The following is a 22,658-nucleotide window of genomic DNA, read 5'->3' on the forward strand; positions in this document are numbered from 1 at the left end:
CTTTCGTGATCGCGTCCGGGAGGGGTCTCACCCGTTGTCGGTGAGCCGTCGGACCGCCTCCTCGTACCGCTTGCGGTACTCCGGCTCGGCCGTCACCCGCAGCAGCGCCTGGAGGGCCCGTACCGCGCCGGTGTCGTATCCGGCGGACTCCGCCTCCCCGGCCGCCCGGTCCAGCAGCCGGATCCCGTCGTTCTCCTCGCCGAGCGCCAGACGGGCCTCGCCGCTGGTGGTCAGCAGCAGCACCCGGCGGGCGACCTCCTCGTGCTCGGGCCCCAGGTCGAGCGCCGTCCGGGCGGATTCGAGGGCGTCGTGCGGCCGGTTCGCGGTCAGCTGCATCCGGGCGAGGTGCTGGAGCGCCAGCATCTCGGTGTGCGCGTCCCGTTCCTCACGGGCCAGGTCGACAGCCCGCCCGCAGCCCTCCAGAGCCGTGTCGAGTTCTCCCTGCTCGGCCTGGACGACGGCGAGGTTGATCAGTGCGGTCGCCTCGCCGAGCCGGTCGCCGGCCTGCCGGGCCAGACCGGGCGAGCGCTCCAGCAGGGTGACGGCCTCGGTGGTCCTGCCCTCCTCGGTCAGCACCCAGCCCAGCAGGCTGAGCACCCTCGACTCGGCGTACGCGTCGTCGTGGGCGCGCGCGGAGTCCAGCGCCAGCTCCAGCAGCGGGGACCAGTTGTCCCGCACCCGCCACACCACCTGCGGCCACTGGAGCAGGATGATCCGCCAGGCCCGGTCGTGGAACCCGGCGGTCCGGGCCGCGTCGGCGGCCAGCGCCAGATCGTCGCGTTCGGCCGCCAGCCAGTGCATCGCCGCCGCCCGGTCGACGAAGTCCCGTACGGCGACCGGGCGGTGGTAGTCCTCCGGCAGGACGAAGCAGGGCTCGCCGCCGGGCTCGGCCGTGTCGGCGGCGGCGAGCGCGGTGGCGATGTAGTGGTCGAGGACACCGACGAGCGCCTCGGACCCGCCCGCGGGGTCCATGCCGCGGGCGTAGAGGCGCACCAGGTCGTGCAGCACCCAGCGCCCCGGCGCCGTCTCGGTGACGAGATGGGCGGCGGCGAGCCGTTCCAGCGCCGCCGTGGCGACGACCGGGTCGGTGCCGGCGAGCGCGGCGGCCGTGTACGGGTCGAAGTGGCCGCCGGGGTGGTGGCCGAGCCGGGCGAGCTGGTGGACGGCGTCCTGCGGCAGCTGCTGCACGGTCAGCCGCAGCGCGGCCGAGACGCCGGTGTCGTCCACGTCGAAATATGTCAGCCTGCTGCGCTCGTCGGCCAGTTCGTCCGCGAGACCGGCCAGCGTCCAGGTCGGGCGTCCGGCCAGCCGGGCCGCGGTGACCCGGAGGGCGAGCGGCAGCCCTCCGCAGAGTTCGGCGAGCCGGCGGGCCGCGACCGGTTCGGCGAGCACCCGGTCCTCACCGAGCACACCGGCCAGCAGGGCCGTGCCGTCCGGCGGTTCGAGCACGTCGAGCGGTACGGGACGGGCCGCGTCCGAGGCGATGAGGCCTTCCAGCCGGTGCCTGCTGGTGACCAGCGTGACGCAGTCGGTGCCGCCCGGCAGCAGCGGCCGGACGGTGGCGGAGTGGCGGGCGTTGTCGAGTATGACGAGCAGACGGCGCCGGTCGGTCAGCGACCGGAAGAGCGCGGCCGCGGCCGTGACGGACTCCGGGACGCGGCGGGGCGCGACACCGAGCGCCAGCAGGAACTCGCGCAGGACTTCGACGAGTGCGGGCTCACCGGTGTCGCTGAACCCGCGCAGATCGGCGAAGAGCCGCCCGTCCGGGAAGGCGGCCGGGTTGCGGTGCGCCCACTGCAGGGCCAGCGCGGTCTTGCCCACCCCGGCCGGTCCGGTGACCAGGCAGACGGGTGCCTCGCCCGCCGCGGCCCGGGTGAGCGCGGCCAGTTCGGCGGTCCGCCCCTGGAAGCCGCGGGGCGCGCGGGGCAGCAGATCGGTGGGGTGCGGCTCGCCGGCGAGGGACGGCACGGGGAGGGGGCGGGGCGGCGCGGGACTGGGGGCGCCGCCCGTATCGCCGCCCGCACCGCCGCCCGTATCGCCGGGCCGCTCGTCCGGGCGGTCGGCCGGTGCCGCCGCGGTCCCGCCGTCCGTTCCGGCCCGTCGGTCCGCCGCCGGGCGGGCCGCGGGCACGGCCCCGTTCCCGGCGCCGCCGCTGTCACCGCCGCCCGACCGGACCGGGCCGCGGGCTGTCGTCCCCGGACCGCCGGGCGCGTTCCGTCCGCCTTCCCCGGCGTCCGGCCCGGGGTCGCCGCGCAGGATCAGCGCATATGCGTCGGCGAGTTCGTGTCCGGGATCGATCCCCAGCTCGTCGGCGAGCAGCCGCCTCGTGCGGTGGAACCAGTCCAGTGCCTCCGACTGACGTCCCGCCCGGTACAGCGCCGTCATCAGGGCCGCCGCCAGCGACTCCCGCATCGGATGCGCGACGGCTTCCGACCGCAGTACCGCCGCCGCCCGGTTGTGCTCCCCCAGCGCGGCATAGGCGCGCGCCAGTTGCTCGACCGTCGCCAGCCGCGACTCCTCCAGCGAGTGCGCGGCCGCCTGGAGCGGCCGTCCGGCGAACGCGCCGCTGAGCGCCGGACCCTGCCACAGGGACAGGGCCTCCTTGAGCATCAGTACCGCGTCGGCGGGGCTGCGCTGCCCCCGCGCCAGTGTCAGCAGCTCCTCGAAGCGCTGCGAGTCCAGCAGGGTCTCCGGCAGCCGCAGCACGTACGCGTCGCCGAGCGTGACCAGCTCCACCCCGTACGCCTCCGCGTCCGCACCCACCAGCAGGGCGCGCAGCCGGGACACATGCCCCTGGATGACGCTGCGGGCGTGCAGCGGCGGTGTGTCGTCCCACAGGGAGTCCGTCAGCCTGGTGATGGAGACGGGGGTGTTGGCGGACAGCAACAGCGCGGCGAGCAGACTGCGGCGTTTGGCGGGGCCGAGCGGCAGCGGCCCGGTGAACGTGTCGACGGAGACGGTGCCGAGCAGCCGGAACTCCACGAGCAGCTTCCCTTCCGGGCGGGATGAGCCCGGGGCCGGGCACGGGAAAGTCCCAGGATATCGGGGGTGCCGGGGAGTCGGCGACGGGTCGTGCCCGATCGGCGGGGTGCGAGCGGAGCGGCGTCGTCGGACGGGCCGGCGCGCCTCGCGCACCGGCCCGTCGACGGCCTCGCGGCGGGTGGCTCAGCCCGCCAGGAACGCCGTCAGCGCGTTGGCCAGCAGATACGGGTCGTCCGCCCCGCACAGCTCACGGGCGCTGTGCATCGACAGGATCGCGACGCCGATGTCCACGGTCTGGATCCCGTGCCGGGCAGCGGTGATCGGGCCGATCGTGGTGCCGCACGGCATCGAGTTGTTGGAGACGAACGACTGCCACGGCACGTCCGCCTTCCGGCACGCCGCCGCGAACACGGCCCGGCCGCTGCCGTCGGTCGCGTACCGCATATTGACGTTGACCTTGAGGATCGGTCCGCCGTTGGCCACCGGGTGGTGGGTCGGGTCGTGGCGCTCGGCGTAGTTGGGGTGGATCGCGTGACCGGTGTCGGAGGAGAGACAGACGGTCCCGGCGAAGGCACGGGCGCGGTCCTCGTACGTCCCGCCGCGCGCGAAGACGGAACGCTCCAGGACCGTGCCGAGCAGCGGCCCGTCGGCGCCGGTGTCGGACTGCGAGCCGTTCTCCTCGTGGTCGAAGGCGGCCATGACCGGGATGTACGGAAGCTCCTCGTCCGGCTGCCCGGCGACGGCGCCGAGTGCGGCGGTCGCCGCGTGCACGGAGAGCAGGTTGTCCATCCTGGGACCGGCCAGCAGTTCGCGGTCCCGGCCCAGGTAGGCGGGCGGCTCCACGGCGTGCGGCATCAGGTCCCAGCCGGTCACGTCCTCGGCGTCGACGCCGGCCTCCTCGGCGACGAACCGGATCAGGTCGCCCTCCTCGACGTCCCCGAGCCCCCAGATCGGCTGCATGTGCTTCTGCCGGTCGAGCTTGAGTCCGTCGGGGTTGGCCGACCGGTCCAGGTGCACGGCCAGCTGCGGTACGCGCAGCAGCGGCCGGTCGATGTTCACCAGCCGGTGCGTGCCGTCGCGCAGCGAGATCCGGCCGGCCAGGCCGAGGTCCCGGTCGAGCCAGGTGTTGAGCAGCGTCCCGCCGTAGACCTCCACGGCGACCTGCCGCCAGCCGTGCGCCCCGGTGTCGGGCAGCGGCTTGACCCGCAGGTTCGGTGAGTCGGTGTGCGCCCCGACGATCCGGAACGGGGTGTGCGCCTCGGCGCCTTCCGGCACGTACCAGGCCACGATCGCGCCGCCGCGCAGGACGTACTTGCCCCCGCTGGTCCCGTCCCAGGCCGCGGTCTCCTCGACCTGCCGGAACCCGGCCTTCTCCAGCCGGGCGGCCGCGGTCGCCACGGCGTGGTACGGGGAGGGGGAGGCCATCAGGAAGGCCATCAGATCGTCGGTGTGACCGCGGTCGAAGCGGAGGGAGGAACTCATGTTCCTCACTGTAACGAGACCGGACCGGACGGCTTCACCACCGTCGCACGAGGGCGTCCGCTCAATGTCCCGGGAGGGTCGCCGAGGGCTTCTCGCCGTTCTGGGCCTGCTGCGCGCGCTCGGCGAACATGGCCGCGAACGCCTTGACCTCCTTGTCGGGGACGGCCGATCCGCCCTGGGTTCCGGTGCTGATGCCCAGGACGGTCGTCCCGACCCGGACCTGCGCGATCGTGCCCGGTCCGCCCATGGTGCCGACCGCGGCGCGGTTGGCCTCGCGCTCGGCGCCCGGAGTGCCGAGGTCCACCTTCTCGGCGTCCTGGCCGACCCGGTCCCCGCCGTACCACTTGATCAGGACGTCGTACGCGGCGTCCGCGGCCTTCCCGTCCTTGTAGGCGAGGACCCAGAAATTCAGGGTGGTCGCGTCCGCCTTGCGCACGAAGGCGGACGAACCCCAGGACGTGGCCGGGCGGCAGGCCGTCTCCCGCTGCTCCTTCGTCCTGGACACGCAGACCGGCGGCGGGTACTCGGGGATCGGCTTCAGGGCCGCCGGCTTCATGTACATCCGCCAGCCCGGTACGGCTTTCGCGTCCGGCAGCACCGAGGCGACCTGCCCTTTGTCGAGCGCCGCCGCCTTGGCGTCGTCACCGCCGCCCCCGCAGCCCGCGAGCAGCAGCACCGCCGCCCCGGCCGCCAGGAGCCGTCCCCGCCCCGCTCGCGTACCCACGAAACCCTTGTCCCCCATGAGTGAACCCCGCCCCCTCCGGCTACCGGACGTCCGATCCTGGAGAGGATCGGTGCCGTCGGTCGGGACCAGGTCTACAGCCGGTCGATGGCGGTCAGGTCGATGTCGATGTCGTACGGGGCGGAGAGCTTCAGCCGGTCGTGGTGGACGCCGGTGGAGACGTACTTCTTGTTGACCGGGTCCAGCGCGTACGTCCAGACCACGGGCCGGCCGCTCGCGGACATCTCGACGAGCCAGAAGTTCTGGATGCCGGCCCCGGCGTACTTGTGCGGCTTGGTGTCGCGGTCCCGCGACTCGGAATCGGGCGAGACGACCTCGACGGCGAGCAGGACATCGGCGGCCTGGTAGCGGGTCTGGCGCTGGTCCCCGTCCGCTTCGGCCGTCACCACGACGAGGTCGGGTTCCGGTGCGTTGCGCTTGCCGAGGACGACGGCCATTTCGCGGCGGACCCGCAGATCTTCCGGGACGTGGCTGCGCAGCCCCTGCTCCAGCAAATACATCGCCAGCGTGTGGAACTTCCGCTGCGGACTCACGAAAACCAGACTCCCGTCGATCAGCTCTGTGTGCGGCGGGAGGTCGTGAAGTGCGAACAGGTCGTCCACGGTGTAGCCGTCCGGCGGAGGGACCGGCCACCTGGAGCCGTCGGGCTGACGGTGCAGCGAGTCGCGCAGTGCCTCGGCAGTCATGGTTCCTCCCATGGACGGGATTCTCGGACCTGCACTCAGCGTACCCAGCTGATACGACAGCACCGCCACCCGAAAGCGTGTCCGGGTGACGGTGCGTGCTGACGCTGTCGGGCGGGGCTAGAACGCGGCCTCGTCCAGCTCCATCAGCGAGTTGTCGACGGACTCGGCGAGCGCGCGCTCGGCCGAGACGCCCGGCAGGACGTTCGCGGCGAAGAACTTCGCAGCGGCGATCTTGCCCTGGTAGAAGGCGACGTCCTTCGCGGCGGCGGTCGGCAGCTTCTCGGCCGCGACGGCCGCGCCCTTGAGGAGCAGGTAGCCGACGACGACATCGCCGGAGGCCATCAGCAGGCGGGTGGTGTTGAGGCCCACCTTGTAGATGTTCTTGACGTCCTCGCCGGTCGCGGTGAGGTCGGTGATCATCGTGCCGACGATCGCCTCCAGGTCCACGGCCGCCTTGGCGAGCGAGTCCAGCGCGCCGGCCAGCTCCTCGTTGCCCTGGGCGCCGGCGAGGAACTTCTTGATCTCCTCGGAGAGGGCGTTCAGCGAGGCACCCTGGTCGCGGACGATCTTCCGGAAGAAGAAGTCCTGGCCCTGGATCGCCGTCGTGCCCTCGTACAGCGTGTCGATCTTGGCGTCACGGATGTACTGCTCGATCGGGTACTCCTGGAGGTACCCGGAGCCGCCGAAGGTCTGGAGCGACTGCGCCAGCTGCTCGTAGGACTTCTCGGAGCCGTAGCCCTTCACGATCGGGAGCAGCAGGTCGTTGAGGCCGTGCAGCGCCTTCGCGTCCTCGCCCGCGGCCTCCTTCTCCTGGATCGCGTCCTGGACGGTGGCGGTGTACAGCACCAGGGAGCGCATGCCCTCCGCGTACGCCTTCTGCGTCATGAGGGAGCGGCGCACGTCGGGGTGGTGCGTGATGGTGACCTTGGGGGCGGTCTTGTCCATGAACTGCGACAGGTCGGTGCCCTGGACGCGCTCCTTGGCGTACTCCAGCGCGTTCAGGTAGCCGGTCGACAGGGTCGCGATGGCCTTCGTGCCGACCATCATGCGGGCGAACTCGATGATGCGGAACATCTGGCGGATGCCGTCGTGCTTGTCGCCGATCAGCCAGCCCTTGGCGGGGTGCTGGTCGCCGAAGGTCATCTCGCAGGTGTTGGAGGCCTTGAGACCCATCTTGTGCTCGACGTTCGTCGCGTACACGCCGTTGCGCTCGCCCAGCTCGCCGGTGGTCCAGTCGAAGTGGAACTTCGGGACCATGAAGAGCGAGAGGCCCTTCGTGCCGGGACCGGCGCCCTCGGGGCGGGCCAGCACGTAATGGATGATGTTCTCGGACATGTCGTGCTCGCCCGAGGTGATGAAGCGCTTCACACCTTCGATGTGCCAGGAGCCGTCCTCCTGCTCGACGGCCTTCGTGCGGCCCGCGCCGACGTCGGAACCGGCGTCCGGCTCGGTCAGCACCATCGTCGAGCCCCACTGCTTCTCGACGGCGATCTCGGCGATCTTCTTCTGCGCCTCGTTGCCCTCCTCGAAGAGGATGCCGGCGAACGCCGGGCCCGAGCAGTACATCCAGATGGCCGGGTTCGAGCCGAGCAGCAGCTCCGCGTAGCCCCAGATCAGGGAGCGCGGCGAGGTGGTGCCGCCGATCTCCTCGGGCAGGCCGAGGCGCCAGTACTCGGAGTCCATGAACGCCTGGTACGACTTCTTGAAGGTCGCCGGGACCGGCGCGGTGTTGGTCTCCGGGTCGAAGACCGGCGGGTTGCGGTCGGCGTCGGCGAAGGAGACGGCCAGCTCGTTCTCCGCGAGGCGGTTGACCTCGTCGAGGATGCTCTTCGCCGTCTCGACGTCCATCTCGGCGAACGGGCCGGTGCCGTACGTCTTGTCGCGCCCGAGGACCTCGAAGAGGTTGAACTCGATGTCGCGGAGATTCGACTTGTAGTGCCCCATGGGAAGGCTCCGTAATCAATAGCAGTGGCGCGCAGCGCCCCGGGACGGGGTGTGGGCCGGGCGGGCGACGAGCTGGCGGTGCGTATATCAGCTGACCTGCACGATGATGCTACCCGTCAGTAATAAGACGCAACCCCTCAAGGCCCCGATGTGTCCGATTACTCTTTGCGCTATGTACGGCTACGACCAGAACCCGGGCGCACAGCAGCAGATGGGTGGCGGCTACGGCGAGCAGCCGCTGTATCCCGAACCCTCGCCGCCGTCCCTGGGTGACGCGGTGCGGGCCTTCACCACCGGCTCGCTGTCCGCCGAGGACTTCCAGCAGATCTTCGCGACGTCGAAGGTCTACTGCCCGCGCGGCGACAACCCCGGGTTCCTGGCGTTGCACAACACCCAGCAGCCGGTGATCCCGATGTTCACCACGCTCAAGGAGCTGCGGCTGTACGCGGGCAAGGAGTCCAAGTACTTCGTGATCACCGGGGCCGAGGTGATCGACCTGCTGCCGACCGGCTACGGCTTCGTCCTCGACATGGAGGGCGAGCACCGCATGGTCTTCGACGCGAAGGCCGTGGAGCAGATGGTCGACTTCGCGATGCGCCGCATGTACGGCTGAGATTCGATCCTTCACAAGGGGCCCGCACCGCTCGGTGCGGGCCCCTTGTGTTGCTCCGGACGGCTGAGGGAATGGATGACCCCTTGCTAGATGTTCACCATTCAACTAAATTGAAGGCAGAACGATCCCCGGAGGTGGCTCCCATGCCCGCAGTGACTGTCGAAAATCCGCTGACCCTGCCCAAGGTCGCCGCCCCGGGCGACGCAGCGGACCGTCCCGTGCTCGCCGTCACCACGGCGCCGAGCGGATTCGAGGGCGAAGGCTTCCCGGTTCGCCGGGCGTTCGCCGGTATCAACTACAAGCACCTCGACCCGTTCATCATGATGGACCAGATGGGCGAGGTGGAGTACGCGGCCGGTGAGCCGAAGGGCACCCCCTGGCACCCGCACCGCGGCTTCGAGACCGTCACGTACCTGATCGACGGAACCTTCGTCCACCAGGACTCCAACGGCGGCGGCGGCACCATCCGCAACGGCGACACCCAGTGGATGACCGCCGGTTCCGGTCTTCTGCACATCGAGGCCCCGCCGGAGTCCCTCGTGATGTCGGGCGGCCTCTTCCACGGCCTCCAGCTCTGGGTCAACCTGCCCAAGGCCGACAAGATGATGGCTCCCCGCTACCAGGACATCCGCGGCGGCCAGGTCCAGCTCCTCGCCTCCCCGGACGGCGGCGCGCTGCTCCGCGTCATCGCCGGTGAGCTCGACGGGCACGAGGGCCCCGGCATCACCCACACCCCGATCACGATGATCCATGCCACCGTGCGCCCCGGCGCCGAGGTGACCCTGCCGTGGCGCGAGGACTTCAACGGACTCGCGTACGTGCTGGCCGGCCGCGGCACCGTCGGCGCGGAGCGCCGCCCCGTCCACATGGGGCAGACCGCGGTCTTCGGCGCCGGTTCCGCGCTGACCGTCCGCGCGGACGAGAAGCAGGACGGCAACGCCCCGGACCTGGAGGTCGTGCTGCTCGGCGGCCGTCCGATCCGTGAGCCGATGGCGCACTACGGGCCGTTCGTGATGAACAGCCAGGCCGAACTGAAGCAGGCCTTCGAGGACTTCCAGGCCGGCCGCCTCGGCACGGTGCCCGCCGTCCACGGGATGTGACCGCCGCCGCGTGACGGACCGTCACCCGTACGGCCGCGCAGGCGGGACACGGCTCCCGCGCCGTGATCGGGTGGGAGGGTGCAGACCGACAAGCCCCTCCTGCCCGACGGCGCGCGCCGTGCCGCCGCCTGGTGCGGCGTGGTCCTCCTCGTCACCGGGGTCGCCGCAGTCGCCATCTGGCTGTGCATCATCCTCAAGACCGCGGTCACCCCCGTGCTGCTCGCGCTGCTCGGAACGGCGCTGCTCGGTCCGGTGCACCGCCGGCTGACCACCCGCGGACTGAAGCGCTCGCTCGCCGCGGGGCTCACCTGCGTACTGCTCGTCGCGGTGGTCGGCGGTGCCGGGTACATCGTCGTCACCGCGCTCGTCGACACCGGTGACCAGATCGTCCGGTCGCTGAAGGACACCGCCCAGTGGGTCGTCGACCACTTCGGGATCGGCAGGAACACCAATGTGGACGACCTCGCGTCCAACGCCCAGAAGCTCGTCGAGAAGTTCGGCGCGAGCGCCGCGGGCGGGCTCCTCTCCGGGCTCAGCCTGATCGGCTCGCTCATCGCCACCAGCGTCCTCGCCCTCCTGCTGACCTTCTTCTTCCTGCGCGACTCCGACCGGGCCGCGCAGCTCGCCCACTCGATCGCCCCGCGCGGTACGGGGGACCTGGTCGAGGCGATGGGGCGGCGGGCCTTCGAAGCCGTCGAGGGCTTCATGCGGGGCACCACGTTCATCGCGCTGATCGACGCCGTCTGCATCACCGTCGGCCTGCTGATCCTGCGGGTTCCCGGCGCGGTGGGGCTCGGTGCGCTGGTCTTCGTCGGCGCCTACATCCCCTACCTCGGGGCCTTCATCTCGGGCGCCGTCGCGGTGCTGGTGGCGCTCGCCGACCGGGGGGTCGTGATCGCGCTCTGGGCGCTGGGGGTCGTGCTCGCCGTGCAGGTGCTGGAGGGCCACGTCCTGCAGCCGGTGATCCAGAGCCGTACGGTGCAGATGCACCCCGCCATGATCATGATCGCGATCACCGCGGGCGCCAGCGTGGCCGGTCTGCTGGGCATGCTGCTCGCGGTCCCGCTCTGCGCGGCGGCCTTCGGTGTCCTCGGCGAGCTGCGCGGAGATCGCCCGGGGCCGCCGTCCGGGGGCGAACCGGCGGGCGGCACGTCCGGGCCCTGAGGCCCGGCTCAGCTCGCCGCCCCGGCAGCCGGCCCCGACTCGTACAGCTCGAACCAGATCGACTTCCCGGCCCCCTGCGGATCCACTCCCCACGCGTCGGCGAGCATCTCCATCAGCACCAGCCCCCGGCCGCTGGAGGCCATCTCCCCGGGACGCCGCTTGTGCGGCAGTTCGTCGCTGCCGTCGGACACCTCCACGCGCAGCCGCCGCTCGCCGTGCTCCCCCGTCGCCTGCGCGAGCATCAGCGCGTCCCCGTCCGTGTGGACGAGGACATTGGTGGCCATCTCGGAGATCATCAGCACCGCCGCGTCGACCTGCTCCGGATCCGCCCAGTCGTGCAGCAGGTCCCGCAGCTGCTGCCGGGCCGCCGCGATCCGTTCCGGCTGGGCCTGCGCGATGGTCAGGGCGGTGCGCCGCGGCGCCGGCTGCTTCCGGGTTCCCCCGTCGCGCCGGAGCAGGAGCAGCGCGATGTCGTCCTCGCGGCGGTCCGCCAGCGGGCCCGTCGTGTAGTGCGAGGTCGGCCCGTGCACCGCCTGCACGAGGGCGTCGGCGAGCTTCTCCAGGTCGGTCGTGTGCTGCTCCAGGACCGGCCGCAGCCTGTCCCAGCCGGAGAACATGTCGTGGCCGCCGGTCTCGATCAGCCCGTCCGTGCAGAGCATGATCGTTTCTCCGGGCTCCAGGGTGAGCCGGCTCGTCGGATAGTCGGCGTCCTCCTCGATGCCGAGCGGCAGTCCGCCCTCGGTCTGGCGGATCATCGCGGTCCCGTCGGCGGTGGTGACCACGGGGTCGGGATGGCCGGCCCGCGCGATGTCGAGCGTGCCGGACTCCGGGTCGACCTCCGCGTACAGGCAGGTGGCGAAGCGCGGCCCGGTCGTCGCCCCGTTCTCGTACGCGTCGGTGAGCCCGGAGAGGAAGCGCGAGGCGCGCGAGAGCACCGCGTCCGGGCGGTGCCCCTCGGAGGCGTACGCGCGCAGCGCGATCCGCAACTGGCCCATCAGCCCGGCGGCCCGCACGTCGTGGCCCTGGACGTCACCGATGACCAGGGCGATGCGGCCGTTGGGGAGCGGGATCATGTCGTACCAGTCGCCGCCGACCTGGAGCCCGCCGCCGGTCGGGATGTAGCGGGCGGCGACCGTCATCCCCGGGATGTCGGGGCCGAGCGTCGGCATCATCGAGCGCTGGAGCCCGAGCGACAGTTCCCGCTCGGTCTCGGCGACCCCGGCCCGGGTCAGTGCCTGCGCGAGCATCCGGGCCACGGTCGTCAGTACGGACCGCTCGTCCGGCGAGAACGACACCGGGTGCTTGAACCCCGCCATCCACGCGCCCATGGTGTGCCCCGCGACGATCAGCGGCAGGAAGGCCCAGGACCGGCGCCCGAAACGGCTGGCGAGCGGCCAGGTGACCGGGTAGCGGCGGCCGTAGTCCTCGGGCGACGGCAGATAGATCGCCCGCCCCGTCCGTACGACCTCGGCGGCCGGGTAGTCGGTCTCCAGCGGCATGTCGGTGAACGGGTCCTCGTCGCCGACGCTGTGTCCGTGGTGCCCGATGATCGTCAGCCGTTCGCCCGCGATGCCGAAGACCGCCAGGCCGTCCGGCGAGAAACCCGGCATGGAGAGCGAGGCGGCGACCCGCAGCACCTCCGCGGTCGACCTGGCCTCGGCCAGCGCCCGGCCCGCGTCCAGCAGGAAGGCCTCGCGGGAGCGGCGCCAGTCCCCGGTGATGGGGGCGTGCGCCCCGGTGGTGCCGGGCTGCGGCTCGGCGACTTCCTGAAGGGTGCCGACCAGTACGTAGTCCGCGCGGCTCGCCACCTCGACCGGGAGCGGCTTGGAGCGGCTGCGCACCGTGCGCAGCACCCGGCCGCTGCCGTCCACGATCCGCAGCCGGGCCTCGGCGAGGGTGCCCTCGGCGCGGGCGAGATTCACCACCCCGTAGATCTCGTTCCAGTCGACGGGGTGGAAACGGGAACGCACCGCGGACTCGCGGAAGACACCGGCCGTGGCGGGCAGCTCCAGCAGCCGGGCCGCCTCCGTATCGAGCGTGACGGTCCCGGCTGCGTTGTCCCAGCGCCACAGACCGGTCGCGGTCGCGGCCAGGATGTCCTCGGTGCGCATTGCCCCACTTTAAGAAGATCTGCTCCGCAAACGCCACTGAGGGGTGGCCTCTCCGACCTCCGGATGATCTTGAAATGTCAATGTCAATGATTCGGTGCGGGTGCGGGCGGTAGCCTGGGGTGGCTGAATCCACCCCGAACCGCGAAGACTGGATGAACGACGATGCATCGGTACAGGTCCCACACCTGCGGCGAGCTCCGCGCCTCTGACGTCGGCACCGACGTCCGACTGAGCGGCTGGCTGCACAATCGCCGAGACCTGGGTGGCATCCTCTTCATCGATCTGCGCGACCACTACGGTCTGGTGCAGCTCGTCGCCCGCCCCGGCACCCCCGGCAACGAGGCGCTGGCGAAGCTCACCAAGGAGACCGTCGTACGGATCGACGGCAAGGTCTCCGCGCGCGGCGCCGACAACGTGAACCCGGAGCTCCCGACCGGCGAGATCGAGATCGAGGTCACCGCGGTCGAGGTGCTGGGCGAGGCCGCCCCGCTGCCCTTCACGATCAACGCCGAGGACGGGGTCAACGAGGAGCGGCGCCTGGAGTACCGCTTCCTCGACCTGCGCCGCGAGCGCATGCACCGCAACATCATGCTGCGCTCGGCGGTCATCGCCGCCATCCGCGCCAAGATGGTGGCCCTCGGCTTCAACGAGATGGCGACCCCGATCCTCACCGCGACCTCTCCCGAGGGCGCCCGTGACTTCGTCGTCCCGTCCCGTCTGAACCCGGGCAAGTTCTACGCCCTGCCCCAGGCCCCGCAGCAGTTCAAGCAGCTGCTGATGATCTCCGGCTTCGACCGCTACTTCCAGATCGCGCCGTGCTTCCGCGACGAGGACGCCCGCGCGGACCGTTCGCCCGGCGAGTTCTACCAGCTCGACGTCGAGATGTCGTTCGTCGAGCAGGAGGACGTCTTCCGGCCGATCGAGAAGCTGATGACCGAGCTCTTCGAGGAGTTCGGCAACGGCCGCCACGTCACCTCGCCGTTCCCGCGCATCCCGTTCCGCGAGTCGATGCTGAAGTACGGCAACGACAAGCCCGACCTGCGCGCCAAGCTGGAACTGGTCGACATCTCCGACGTCTTCGCCGACTCGGAGTTCAAGGCGTTCGCCGGCAAGCACGTCCGCGCCCTCCCGGTCCCGGACACCGCGGGCCAGTCCCGGAAGTTCTTCGACGGCCTCGGCGACTACGCCGTCCAGCACGGCGCCAAGGGCCTGGCCTGGGTCCGCGTCGGCGAGGACGGCACGCTGGCGGGTCCGATCGCCAAGTTCCTCACCGAGACGGACATCAAGACCCTCACCGAGCGTCTCTCCCTCGTCCCCGGCCACGCCGTCTTCTTCGGCGCGGGCGAGTTCGACGAGGTCTCCAAGATCATGTCCGCCGTCCGCGTCGAGGCCGCCAAGCGCGCCGGCCACTTCGAGGAGGGCGTCTTCCGGTTCTGCTGGGTCGTCGACTTCCCGATGTACGAGAAGGACGAGGACACCGGCAAGATCGACTTCTCGCACAACCCCTTCTCGATGCCCCAGGGCGGCCTGAAGGACCTGGAGGAGAAGGACCCGCTGGACATCCTCGCCTGGCAGTACGACATCGTCTGCAACGGCATCGAGCTGTCCTCCGGCGCCATCCGTAACCATGAGCCCGAGCTGATGCTGAAGGCCTTCGAGATCGCCGGTTACGACCGCGAGACCGTCGAGCACGAGTTCGCGGGCATGCTCCGCGCCTTCCGCCTCGGCGCCCCGCCGCACGGTGGCATCGCCCCGGGCGTCGACCGCATCGTGATGCTGCTGGCCGACGAGCCCAACATCCGCGAGACGATCGCCTTCCCGCTCAACGGCAACGCCCAGGACCTGATGATGGGCGCTCCGACGGAGCTGGACGAGACCCGCCTGCGCGAGCTGAACATCCAGCTCCGCAAGCCGGCCGCGTCGGTGAAGGAAAAGGCGGACGCCAAGGACTCCGTGGCGAGGGACACCGGCGCGAAGTAAGCGTCACCGGTTCCGCTTCGGTTCCACGTGAAACATCCCCCGGCCGCCCCAGGCCGGGGGATGTTTCATGTCCGGGGCCGCCTCATGTCGCGTTCAGGGCCACCGTCGGGTGGAGACGGGAGGCGCGGATCGCCGGGTAGAGGCCCGCGACCACGCCGATCAGAAGCGTGGCGGCCAGGCCGCCCGCCAGGGACCAGGGCGGGACCACCGCCGTCCACCCCTGGACCCGTGCGAAGCCGTACGTCGTCGCCGCGCCCAGCAGCGCGCCGGTCGCCCCGCCCAGCGCCGACAGCAGCAGCGACTCGGTCAGGAACTGGAGCCGGATCGTGCCCCGGGTCGCGCCCAGCGAGCGGCGCAGGCCGATCTCCTGACGGCGCTCCAGTACGGAGATGACCATGGTGTTGGCGACGCCCACCCCGCCGACCAGGAGGGCCACCGCGCCCAGGCCGAGCATCAGGGTCGTCAGGCCCTCGTCGGTGGCGGCCTTGGCGGCCAGCGCGTCCGAGGGCCGGGAGACCTTGATGCCCGTCTCCCTGCCGGGGCTGATGGTGCGGGCCAGGATCGCCCGTACGTCCGCCACCGAGGCGTCCGTGGAGCGCTCGAAGACGGTGGTGGGGTGACCGTCGAAGTTGAAGTAGCGCTCGGCGGCGGGGAATCCGACCATGGCCACCCGGTCCAGGTTGGGGACCAGTTCGAGCGGTTCGAGGATGCCGACGACGGCCACGCGGGTGTCGTTCATCATGATCGTCTCGCCGGTACGGGTGACGCCGAGACGTTCCGCGGCCACCGCGCCGAGGACCGTCGTCGGGAGGCGTTCGCCGGCCGGGTTCAGCCAGGCGCCCTTGTCGACCTCACCGCCCAGCGCGGACAGCAGGTCGGTGCGGACCGCCTGGGCGGTGACGCCCGCGGTGCGCTCCTCGGGGACCACGTCGCTGCGGCGGATGCGGGCGTCGATGTCCGCGGTGGCCGTGGCGTGCTGGACCGGGCCGACGCGCTCGACCATCGCGACCGCGTTCTTGGGGAGCTTGATCTCCTGCCCCATGGCGTCCTTGCCCGCCTCGGCGGTGAGGAGGTTGGTGCCGAGGCGGTCGAGCCGGGCCATCAGGTCCGCGCGGCTCGACTCGGACAGCCCGACGACCGCGACCATGGTCGCGATACCGATGGCGATGCCGAGCGCCGAGAGCACCACACGCGCTCGCCGCGCGCGAAGGCCGACCGCACCGACGCGCAGGATGTCGCGGGGGGAGAGGCGGGCGGGCCTGAGGTCGTTCTTCATGGACCGGCCTCTTCCGTACGCGAGTCGATGTGCGTGCCGGACCGCGTGCCGGACCGCGTGCCGGACCGCGGGTCGATGTGCGTGCCGGACCGCAGGTCCGAGACGATCTCGCCGTCCCTGAAGCGGACCCGGCGCGGCAGCGAGTCCGCGATCTCGTTGTCGTGGGTGATCACGCAGATGGTGGTGCCGGACGCGTTCAGCTCGTGCAGCAGCTCCATGACGAGCTCGCCGGACGCGGTGTCCAGCGCCCCGGTCGGTTCGTCGGCCAGCAGCAGCCGGGGGTCTCCCACCAGGGCGCGGGCGATGGCCACGCGCTGCTTCTCGCCGCCGGACAGCTCGTTCGGCGTGTGCGAGCGGCGGTGGTCCAGCCGCACCTTGGCGAGCGCTTCGCGCGCACGCGTACGCCGTTCCTTCAGCGGGACGCCCGCGTACAGCAGCCCGTCGGCGACGTTGTCCACCGCGTCGCGCCCCGCCGCCAGGTGGAAGTGCTGGAACACGAAGCCGATGTGGCGGGCGCGCAGTGCGGAGAGCCGGGAGTCGGAGAGCTCGGACACGTCGTATCCGGCGATCCGGACGGTGCCCGTGGTGGGCTTGTCGAGGGTGCCCATGATGTTGAGCATCGTGGACTTGCCGGAGCCGGACGGGCCGACGACGGCGATCAGTTCGCCCTCCTCGACGGTGAGATCCACTCCGCGCAGGGCGTGGACGCCGCCGGGGTACGACTTGGTGGCGTCCCGCAGTTCGATCACCGGGGGCGGCGTCATGACTTCGCCACTCCGACCTTCAGGCCCTCGCGCACGTCCGGGCCGCTGACCTCGATCTGCCCGTCGGCGGTCATGCCCGTCTCCACCCGCACCATCCTCGACGTGGCGCCCTCGACGACCTGGAGGCCGTAGCCGCCGTTCTCGCCGCGCAGGGCGACGACCGCCTCGACGGGGACCGCGAGGACTCCCTTGTGCGCCTCGCTGACGAACTTCACGCTCGCCGACGCCCGGGTGTCCTCGCCGGACGCGGCGCCCGCCCCGCCGTCCAGGACGACCTCGACGGTGATGCCGTCCTCGGTGACCGGGTCGCCCCCGGACGCGGACGTCTCGGGGCGCACCGTCCCGGCGACCTTGCCGGCCACGGTCTTCCCGCTCGGCAGGGTGACCTCGACCCTGGTGTCCCGCGAGGTGAGCGCGCCATCGGTCTGGTCGAGCTGCGCCCGTACGACGGGCTTGGTGGAGGCGACCGTCAGGACCGGCCCGTCCGGGCCGACCTGGTCGGCGAGCGCCGCGTCGGCGGAGACCACCTTGACCGGGCCGGGCTGGAAGACGACGTCGCCCCTGCCGACCCTGCCGGTGGCTTCGCGGTTCAGGGACTTCTGCCACTGCTCGACGGCGGCCTCGGTGTCCTTGTCGTACCGGACGTCGACGTACAGCCGCGACCCGTACCCCAGGTCACGCAGATTGCGCTCCAGCTGGAGCACGTCGCTGCCCCGGTCGCCGGCCTTCATCTCGCGGAACATCGGGACCGGCCCGTAGAGGAGGGTGACGGGCTTGTCGTTCAGCTCGTACAGCGCCTGCCCCATGGTCAGCGTCCTCCCCTCGGAGGCGGCCACCGTGACGGTGCCCTCGACGGCGGACTTGACGGCCCGGCGCTGCGCGAAGTCGAGCCTGCCGTCGACCGTCTTGGACTGCACGAGGTCGGTGCGTACGACGGCCGCGGTGGCGGGCGGCAGGTCGCCGCCCCTCCCGGAGGTGCCCGCGTCGCCGCCGTCACCGAGGAACAGGACGCCCCCGGTGACGGCGGCGGCGACGGCCAGCGCGCCGAGCGCGACGAGGGCGGAGCGGCGTTTCACTGCATGCCCTCCACGCTGTCGATCAGCTTCGGCTGGCAGGCCTCGCGGGCCTTCTTGTACGACGGCGAATCGCGGTCGAGGACCGGGGACGCCGGGTTCGGGTCGCCGCCCGGCTGGGCGTTGCCGCCGCTCATGGTCGGGTTGGTGAACCGGGAGACGCCGTTGTCCCGCATGCACTTGGCGTGCGCGAGCATCGACTCGTAGGCCTTCTGCTGGTCGCGCTCGGGCTCGACGTCCATGACGGCCTGCATCTCGGGGACGCAGACCCGGTTCTTCCCGCCCTTGTACGCCTCGTTCTGGCCGGGCCGGGAGGCGATCTCCTCGACCTTCGTCCAGTCGAGGTACCCGCTGAGCTTGGGGTCGGGGAAGTCCTTGTAGCCGCCCTTGACGCGCATGCACTGGACGTACTTCATCTGGGCGTCGTAGAAGGCGCTCTTGCCCGCGGGCGGGGCGCTCGGCTTGTTCCCGTCCTTCCCGTCCTTCGCGGTCGGTGCGGCCGGTACGTCGGCGATGGCGTCGTCCTTCTTCGCCGCGCCCGCGCTGTCGTCACCGCCGCCGCAGGCGACGGAGAGGGCGAGCACGGGCAGGGCTACGAGGGCTGCCATGCGCAGCCGGGCGGTGGCGCGGGGGTTCGTGCGGGGATTCGTGCGCGGGTTCGTCCTGAGGAAGGTCATGCGACGCACGCTCGCCGCCGCAGATGATGGCCCGTCCATGGCCACATGATGGGAACGTAACAATGGCCCCGGCCTGCCCCTTCGCCCCGTGCACAGCAGACGGAAACGGTCCGGGCATGCCCATAATCGGCCCCATGCCGCATGTGTTGCTCATCGAGGACGACGCGTCCGTACGGGACGGGATGGAGCTCGTGCTGCGCCGGCACGGGTACGGCGTGGACACCGCCGCCACCGGCGAGCAGGCCCTCGCCCTGCTCGCCGGGGAGCGGGGCGCCCGGATCGAACTGGCGGTGCTGGACCTGATGCTGCCCGGCATGGACGGCTTCGAGGTGTGCCGCCGCATCCGCGCCCGCTCGGCGACCCTGCCGGTCATCATGCTGACCGCGCGCGGCGACGACCAGGACATCGTGACCGGTCTGGAGGCGGGCGCCGACGACTACGTCGTCAAGCCCGTCACCGCTCCCGTCCTGGAGGCCCGGATCCGGGCCGCGCTGCGGCGCGCGGAACCGTCCGGGCAGGCGCAGGGGGCCGACGCCGACCTCGCCGGGCTGGTGATCGACCGCGCCGGACTGACCGTCACCAAGCACGGCGTCCCGGTCCCGCTGCCGCCCACCGAGCTGCGGCTGCTGCTGGAGCTGTCGGCCTCCCCCTGCCGGGTCTTCAGTCGCGAGCAGCTCCTCGAATCCGTCTGGGACCACACCTTCCTGGGCGACTCCCGGCTGGTGGACGCCGCGGTCGGCCGGCTGCGGGCCAAGCTGGAGGACGTACCGGCCAAGCCCCGCTACGTCCAGACGGTGCGGGGCTTCGGCTACCGCTTCGGGCCGCTGTGAACCGTACGGACGCCGCTGTGAACCGTGCGGACAAGGACCGGCGCGGCGCCGCCCCGCGGAGGCGCTCGTGGCGCCTCGTCGGCGGGCTGCGCACCCGGCTCGTCGTCACCTTCGTCGTCGTCGCCCTCATCAGCGCGGTGACCGCGACCGCCCTCGCCTACCGGGACGCCCGCACCGCCGTCCTCCAGCGCACCCAGAACGCGGCCGTGAACGACTTCCGGGAGCGGGTCGGCGCGGTGGCCGCCGACTTCGACGTACCGCCCGACCAGCGGTCGCTGTCCCGGTTCGCGGCGAAGGTGTCGGAGGGCATCGGCGGGAAGATCGTGGTCGCCCGCTACCAGGACCTGTCCGCCGTCTCCGACTCGCTCGCCGACACCACGTCCCGGATCACCGTCGAGCTGCGCACCGCCGTGATGACCGGCGACGACGCCGAGTTCCAGCGGGTGCGGTGGCGGGGCGAGCCCTATCTGGTCGTCGGCATGCCCGTGACGTACGCCGACGGGGACCGCAGCACCTCCGGTCTGGAGGTCTACGCGATCACCGATCTGCGGGCCGAGCGCGACGACACGGCCGCCCTGCTGGACTCCGTGCGGGCGGGCATCGTGCCGGTGGTGCTGCTGGCCGCCGTCCTGGCCCTGCTGGCCGCGGGGTCGGTCCTGCGTCCGGTACGGAAGCTGGGCCGGGCCACCCGCGAGCTGGCGGCCGGAGACCTCGGCACCCGGGTCGCCGTCACCGGGCACGACGAACTCGCCGACCTGGCACGGACGTTCAACGAGACCGCCGACGCGCTCCAGGCCTCCGACACGGATCTGCGGGAGCAGGAGGCGAAGGCGCGCCGCTTCGTGGCGGACGTGTCGCACGAACTGCGCACGCCCCTCGCGGCGATGACGATGGTGGCGACGGTCCTGGAGGAGGACGCCGACCAGCTGCCGCCGGACGCGGCACGGGCGGCCCGCACCGTCGGCGCGGAGACGGCACGGCTGTCCCGGCTGGTCGAGGACCTGATGGAGATCTCCCGCTTCGACGCCAAGGCGGTACGGCTGAACGCGGCCGAGACCGACCTCGCCGACACCGTACGGGCGTCGCTGGCGCTGCGCGGCTGGACGGACCGGGTACGGACGGAGCTCGACGAGGGCGTACGGGCGGTGGTCGACCGGCGCCGGATCGACGTGATCGTCGCGAATCTGGTGGGCAACGCGCTGCGGCACGGCGCCCCGCCGGTCACCGTGACCCTCACGACGGCCCTCGCGGCGGACGGCGAGTGGGTGGTCCTGTCCGTCGCCGACCACGGCCCGGGACTGCCGCCGGAGGCGGGGGAGCGGGTCTTCGACCGGTTCTACAAGGCGGACACGGCCCGCACGCGCGGCGCGGCCGACGACAGCGGACAGGGCAGCGGCCTCGGCACGGCAATCGCACTGGAGAACGCCCGGCTGCACGGCGGCACGATCGAGGTGGCCGACGCGGCGGATGCGGCGGATGCGGCGGATGCCGCCGATGGGACGCGGCGCGGCGCGGTGTTCACACTGCGGCTGCCCCTGCGGCGTACGGGAGAGGACACGGAGTGAAGTTCCGACAGGGGATCGCGGTCGCCGCACTGGGGACCGCCCTCATGGGCTGCGGCGTCCAGCCGACCGGGGTGATAGGCGCGGGCGAGCCCGCGTCCGGGCTGACGCGCGGCATGCGGCTGTACTACGCGTCCGCCGACGGGCTGCGCGCGGTGCCCCTGATCGACAAGAAGGTCGACGACCTCAACGGCGTGCTGAAGCTGCTCGGCGCGACGCCGCCGCCCGCCGAGCAGGGCGGCGGGCTCACCTCCCTCGTCCACCTCGGCGGCTACTCGGTGACCGGTTCGGGCACCCGGGTCACGGTGCGCCTGGAGGGCCTCTACGGGGAGTCGGGGCGCGACCAGGCCACGGGCCAGCTGGTGTGCACGCTGGCGCGTGCCCAGTCCGTACTCGAACCGAAGGTCAGGACCGACGACGTCGAGGTCACCCTGCGACCCTCCGAGGGCGCCGCGCTGGGTCCCTACCGGTGCGCGGAGTTCCTCGACGGGTGAGTCGGGTCACCGGTTTCCGCACGGGACGACGGAGGCGACGAACCGTGAGATCCGGCCGCGCAAGGGCCGGTACGCGACTGCGGCCGGCACCGCCACCGATCCCTGACCCGTGATCAGACCTTCGTTCCCCCATGGCAGGAAGGCCCGGAACCTACACGCAAGGAGCGGCTCCGGGCCGCTTCGGCGCGCGTGTCCGGCGGACGGTACAGCCGTATGGCCCCCGTGCGGATTCGCGCTCGCGCGGCGCGGCGTTAACTGGGGTCGGCGGCAGGAGGCGTGACGGGGAGCTCGCCCGTGCTGCCGTCACCCCACCGATGCTGAGGAGTTCCCGTGTCCGTTTCCCGCCCGTCGGCCGTCCGGCGTCCCCCGTACGCCGTCCATGTCGGGGCCTGTGCCGCTGCGCTGCTGGCGCTCACCGCCTGCGGCGACACCTCCGGGACCGCCGCCCCCCGGAGCCCCGCCGTCCGGGCGAGCGCCACGGTCTCCTCCGGTGTCGCGGGCCCACCGGCCGAGCGGGCACGGAAACGGGCCGCCCCGGCGCCGCACGCACCGGTCGTCCGGCCGCGCGAGATCCCCGCGCTGGGGCCGAAGACCCGGGCCGCGATTCCGGCGGGCGCCAAACAGGTCTTCGTCGTCACCGGTGACGACTACGACTCCAGCCTGTCCACCGCGGTGCTCTACACCCGCGACAACCCGGCCCTGGGCTGGCTGCCCGTCACGACCCGCTGGCCGGCCCACAACGCGCTGAACGGCTGGACCGACGAGCACTGGGAGGGCGACCTCCGCACCCCGGTCGGGGTCTACGGGCTGACGTACGCGGGCGGCCTGTTCGGCCCTCCCGAAACGGCGTTCCCCTACGACCGGAACCCGATGTTCTCGGTGAGCGGCGAGGGTTTCGACGGGGAGCCGCTCGAAGGGTCCTTCGACTACGTCGTCGCCATCGACTACAACCGGACCCCCGGCGTCACCCCCCTGGACGGGGAACGTCCGCTCGGTCAGGAGCGCGGCGGCGGCATCTGGATCCACGTCGACCACGGCGGCCCGACCCAGGGCTGCATCTCGCTCCCCCTGGACCGGATGCGGGAACTCCTGAGCACCCTCGACCCGGCGAAGAAGCCGGTCGTCGTGATGGGGGACGCGGAGGCACTGGAGCGGTGAACGGGATACGGGCCGAAGGG

18 protein-coding genes are annotated in these 22,658 nt (G+C 71.9%); 8 read left to right on the forward strand and 10 right to left on the reverse strand.

What is annotated here, in order from left to right; translation table 11 throughout:
* Window positions 1-27 precede the first annotated feature (27 nt).
* The 5 genes from ACFV8T_RS08165 to ACFV8T_RS08185 all read right to left on the reverse strand — a co-directional run bounded on the left by ACFV8T_RS08165 (window position 28) and on the right by ACFV8T_RS08185 (window position 7,836).
* Window positions 28-2,982, reverse strand: coding sequence for a BTAD domain-containing putative transcriptional regulator (locus tag ACFV8T_RS08165; RefSeq protein ID WP_385325664.1), 2,955 nt, complete (start codon window positions 2,980-2,982; stop codon window positions 28-30).
* A gap of 183 nt (window positions 2,983-3,165) precedes the next feature.
* Window positions 3,166-4,464: a M18 family aminopeptidase gene (locus ACFV8T_RS08170; RefSeq protein ID WP_266416997.1), complete on the reverse strand. Its 1,299-nt coding sequence runs from the start codon at window positions 4,462-4,464 to the stop codon at window positions 3,166-3,168.
* Window positions 4,465-4,525: 61 nt separating this feature from the next.
* A complete protein-coding gene (locus ACFV8T_RS08175; protein WP_385325666.1) occupies window positions 4,526-5,206 on the reverse strand; it encodes a hypothetical protein in 681 nt (226 codons plus the stop codon).
* Between the two features lie 74 nt (window positions 5,207-5,280).
* Window positions 5,281-5,904 carry a Uma2 family endonuclease gene (locus ACFV8T_RS08180; protein WP_385325667.1) on the reverse strand — a complete coding sequence of 208 codons (624 nt, stop codon included), beginning with the start codon at window positions 5,902-5,904 and terminating at the stop codon, window positions 5,281-5,283.
* Window positions 5,905-6,009: 105 nt separating this feature from the next.
* Window positions 6,010-7,836, reverse strand: a complete 1,827-nt coding sequence (locus ACFV8T_RS08185; protein ID WP_385325669.1) for an acyl-CoA dehydrogenase — start codon at window positions 7,834-7,836, stop codon at window positions 6,010-6,012.
* Window positions 7,837-8,008: 172 nt separating this feature from the next.
* Between ACFV8T_RS08185 and ACFV8T_RS08190 the strand changes: the two genes are divergently transcribed.
* The 3 genes from ACFV8T_RS08190 (at window position 8,009) to ACFV8T_RS08200 (ending at window position 10,713) form a co-directional block, all read left to right on the forward strand.
* Window positions 8,009-8,449, forward strand: a complete 441-nt coding sequence (locus ACFV8T_RS08190) for an SseB family protein (RefSeq protein WP_072487501.1) — start codon at window positions 8,009-8,011, stop codon at window positions 8,447-8,449.
* A 143-nt stretch (window positions 8,450-8,592) separates the two neighbouring features.
* Entirely contained in the window at window positions 8,593-9,549 is a 957-nt protein-coding gene (locus ACFV8T_RS08195) for a pirin family protein (protein ID WP_385325671.1), read from the forward strand.
* Between the two features lie 78 nt (window positions 9,550-9,627).
* Window positions 9,628-10,713 carry an AI-2E family transporter gene (locus ACFV8T_RS08200; RefSeq protein ID WP_385325672.1) on the forward strand — a complete coding sequence of 362 codons (1,086 nt, stop codon included), beginning with the start codon at window positions 9,628-9,630 and terminating at the stop codon, window positions 10,711-10,713.
* A gap of 8 nt (window positions 10,714-10,721) precedes the next feature.
* Here the strand turns inward: ACFV8T_RS08200 and ACFV8T_RS08205 are convergent, their stop codons facing one another.
* The gene (locus ACFV8T_RS08205) at window positions 10,722-12,824 is read right to left on the reverse strand and encodes a SpoIIE family protein phosphatase (protein ID WP_385325673.1); all 2,103 of its coding nucleotides are present in this window, start codon (window positions 12,822-12,824) and stop codon (window positions 10,722-10,724) included.
* 162 nt (window positions 12,825-12,986) lie between these two features.
* On the opposite strand from ACFV8T_RS08205, the gene aspS reads away from it, so the two are divergent.
* Complete coding sequence (gene aspS, locus ACFV8T_RS08210; RefSeq protein ID WP_385325674.1) at window positions 12,987-14,804, forward strand: aspartate--tRNA ligase; 1,818 nt, start codon at window positions 12,987-12,989, stop codon at window positions 14,802-14,804.
* Window positions 14,805-14,886: 82 nt separating this feature from the next.
* Here the strand turns inward: aspS and ACFV8T_RS08215 are convergent, their stop codons facing one another.
* The 4 genes from ACFV8T_RS08215 to ACFV8T_RS08230 are packed head-to-tail and all read right to left on the reverse strand — an operon-like array spanning window position 14,887 to window position 18,594.
* Complete coding sequence (locus ACFV8T_RS08215) at window positions 14,887-16,080, reverse strand: ABC transporter permease (protein ID WP_385325676.1); 1,194 nt, start codon at window positions 16,078-16,080, stop codon at window positions 14,887-14,889.
* Window positions 16,077-16,844: an ABC transporter ATP-binding protein gene (locus ACFV8T_RS08220; RefSeq protein ID WP_385325678.1), complete on the reverse strand. Its 768-nt coding sequence runs from the start codon at window positions 16,842-16,844 to the stop codon at window positions 16,077-16,079. Before ACFV8T_RS08220 ends, ACFV8T_RS08215 begins: the two co-directional genes overlap by 4 nt.
* Window positions 16,841-17,920 carry a peptidoglycan-binding protein gene (locus ACFV8T_RS08225; protein ID WP_385325679.1) on the reverse strand — a complete coding sequence of 360 codons (1,080 nt, stop codon included), beginning with the start codon at window positions 17,918-17,920 and terminating at the stop codon, window positions 16,841-16,843. Before ACFV8T_RS08225 ends, ACFV8T_RS08220 begins: the two co-directional genes overlap by 4 nt.
* Window positions 17,917-18,594: a hypothetical protein gene (locus ACFV8T_RS08230; protein WP_385325680.1), complete on the reverse strand. Its 678-nt coding sequence runs from the start codon at window positions 18,592-18,594 to the stop codon at window positions 17,917-17,919. The genes ACFV8T_RS08225 and ACFV8T_RS08230 overlap by 4 nt, the downstream gene beginning before the upstream one ends.
* A 134-nt stretch (window positions 18,595-18,728) precedes the next feature.
* Here ACFV8T_RS08230 and ACFV8T_RS08235 point away from each other — a divergent pair, with 134 nt between their 5' ends.
* The 4 genes from ACFV8T_RS08235 (at window position 18,729) to ACFV8T_RS08250 (ending at window position 22,638) form a co-directional block, all read left to right on the forward strand.
* Complete coding sequence (locus ACFV8T_RS08235; protein WP_266417019.1) at window positions 18,729-19,424, forward strand: response regulator transcription factor; 696 nt, start codon at window positions 18,729-18,731, stop codon at window positions 19,422-19,424.
* A gap of 17 nt (window positions 19,425-19,441) precedes the next feature.
* Complete coding sequence (locus ACFV8T_RS08240) at window positions 19,442-20,989, forward strand: ATP-binding protein (RefSeq protein WP_385325682.1); 1,548 nt, start codon at window positions 19,442-19,444, stop codon at window positions 20,987-20,989.
* Window positions 20,986-21,480: a hypothetical protein gene (locus tag ACFV8T_RS08245; protein WP_385325684.1), complete on the forward strand. Its 495-nt coding sequence runs from the start codon at window positions 20,986-20,988 to the stop codon at window positions 21,478-21,480. Before ACFV8T_RS08240 ends, ACFV8T_RS08245 begins: the two co-directional genes overlap by 4 nt.
* A 330-nt stretch (window positions 21,481-21,810) precedes the next feature.
* Entirely contained in the window at window positions 21,811-22,638 is an 828-nt protein-coding gene (locus ACFV8T_RS08250; protein WP_385325686.1) for a L,D-transpeptidase family protein, read from the forward strand.
* Window positions 22,639-22,658 lie beyond the last annotated feature (20 nt).

Source organism: Streptomyces sp. NPDC059832, assembly GCF_042731715.1.
Classification (GTDB): Bacteria; Actinomycetota; Actinomycetes; order Streptomycetales; family Streptomycetaceae; genus Streptomyces.

Bases quoted from the DNA above. Each gene is read 5' to 3' on its own strand.
- ACFV8T_RS08170 (WP_266416997.1), bottom strand. From the start codon at position 4,464: ATGAGTTCCTCCCTCCGCTTCGACCGCGGTCACACCGACGATCTGATG.
- ACFV8T_RS08175 (WP_385325666.1), bottom strand. From the start codon at position 5,206: ATGGGGGACAAGGGTTTCGTGGGTACGCGAGCGGGGCGGGGACGGCTC.
- ACFV8T_RS08180 (WP_385325667.1), bottom strand. From the start codon at position 5,904: ATGGGAGGAACCATGACTGCCGAGGCACTGCGCGACTCGCTGCACCGT.
- ACFV8T_RS08185 (WP_385325669.1), bottom strand. From the start codon at position 7,836: ATGGGGCACTACAAGTCGAATCTCCGCGACATCGAGTTCAACCTCTTC.
- ACFV8T_RS08190 (WP_072487501.1), top strand. From the start codon at position 8,009: ATGTACGGCTACGACCAGAACCCGGGCGCACAGCAGCAGATGGGTGGC.
- ACFV8T_RS08195 (WP_385325671.1), top strand. From the start codon at position 8,593: ATGCCCGCAGTGACTGTCGAAAATCCGCTGACCCTGCCCAAGGTCGCC.
- ACFV8T_RS08205 (WP_385325673.1), bottom strand. From the start codon at position 12,824: ATGCGCACCGAGGACATCCTGGCCGCGACCGCGACCGGTCTGTGGCGC.
- aspS (WP_385325674.1), top strand. From the start codon at position 12,987: ATGCATCGGTACAGGTCCCACACCTGCGGCGAGCTCCGCGCCTCTGAC.
- ACFV8T_RS08215 (WP_385325676.1), bottom strand. From the start codon at position 16,080: ATGAAGAACGACCTCAGGCCCGCCCGCCTCTCCCCCCGCGACATCCTG.
- ACFV8T_RS08220 (WP_385325678.1), bottom strand. From the start codon at position 16,844: ATGACGCCGCCCCCGGTGATCGAACTGCGGGACGCCACCAAGTCGTAC.
- ACFV8T_RS08230 (WP_385325680.1), bottom strand. From the start codon at position 18,594: ATGACCTTCCTCAGGACGAACCCGCGCACGAATCCCCGCACGAACCCC.
- ACFV8T_RS08235 (WP_266417019.1), top strand. From the start codon at position 18,729: ATGCCGCATGTGTTGCTCATCGAGGACGACGCGTCCGTACGGGACGGG.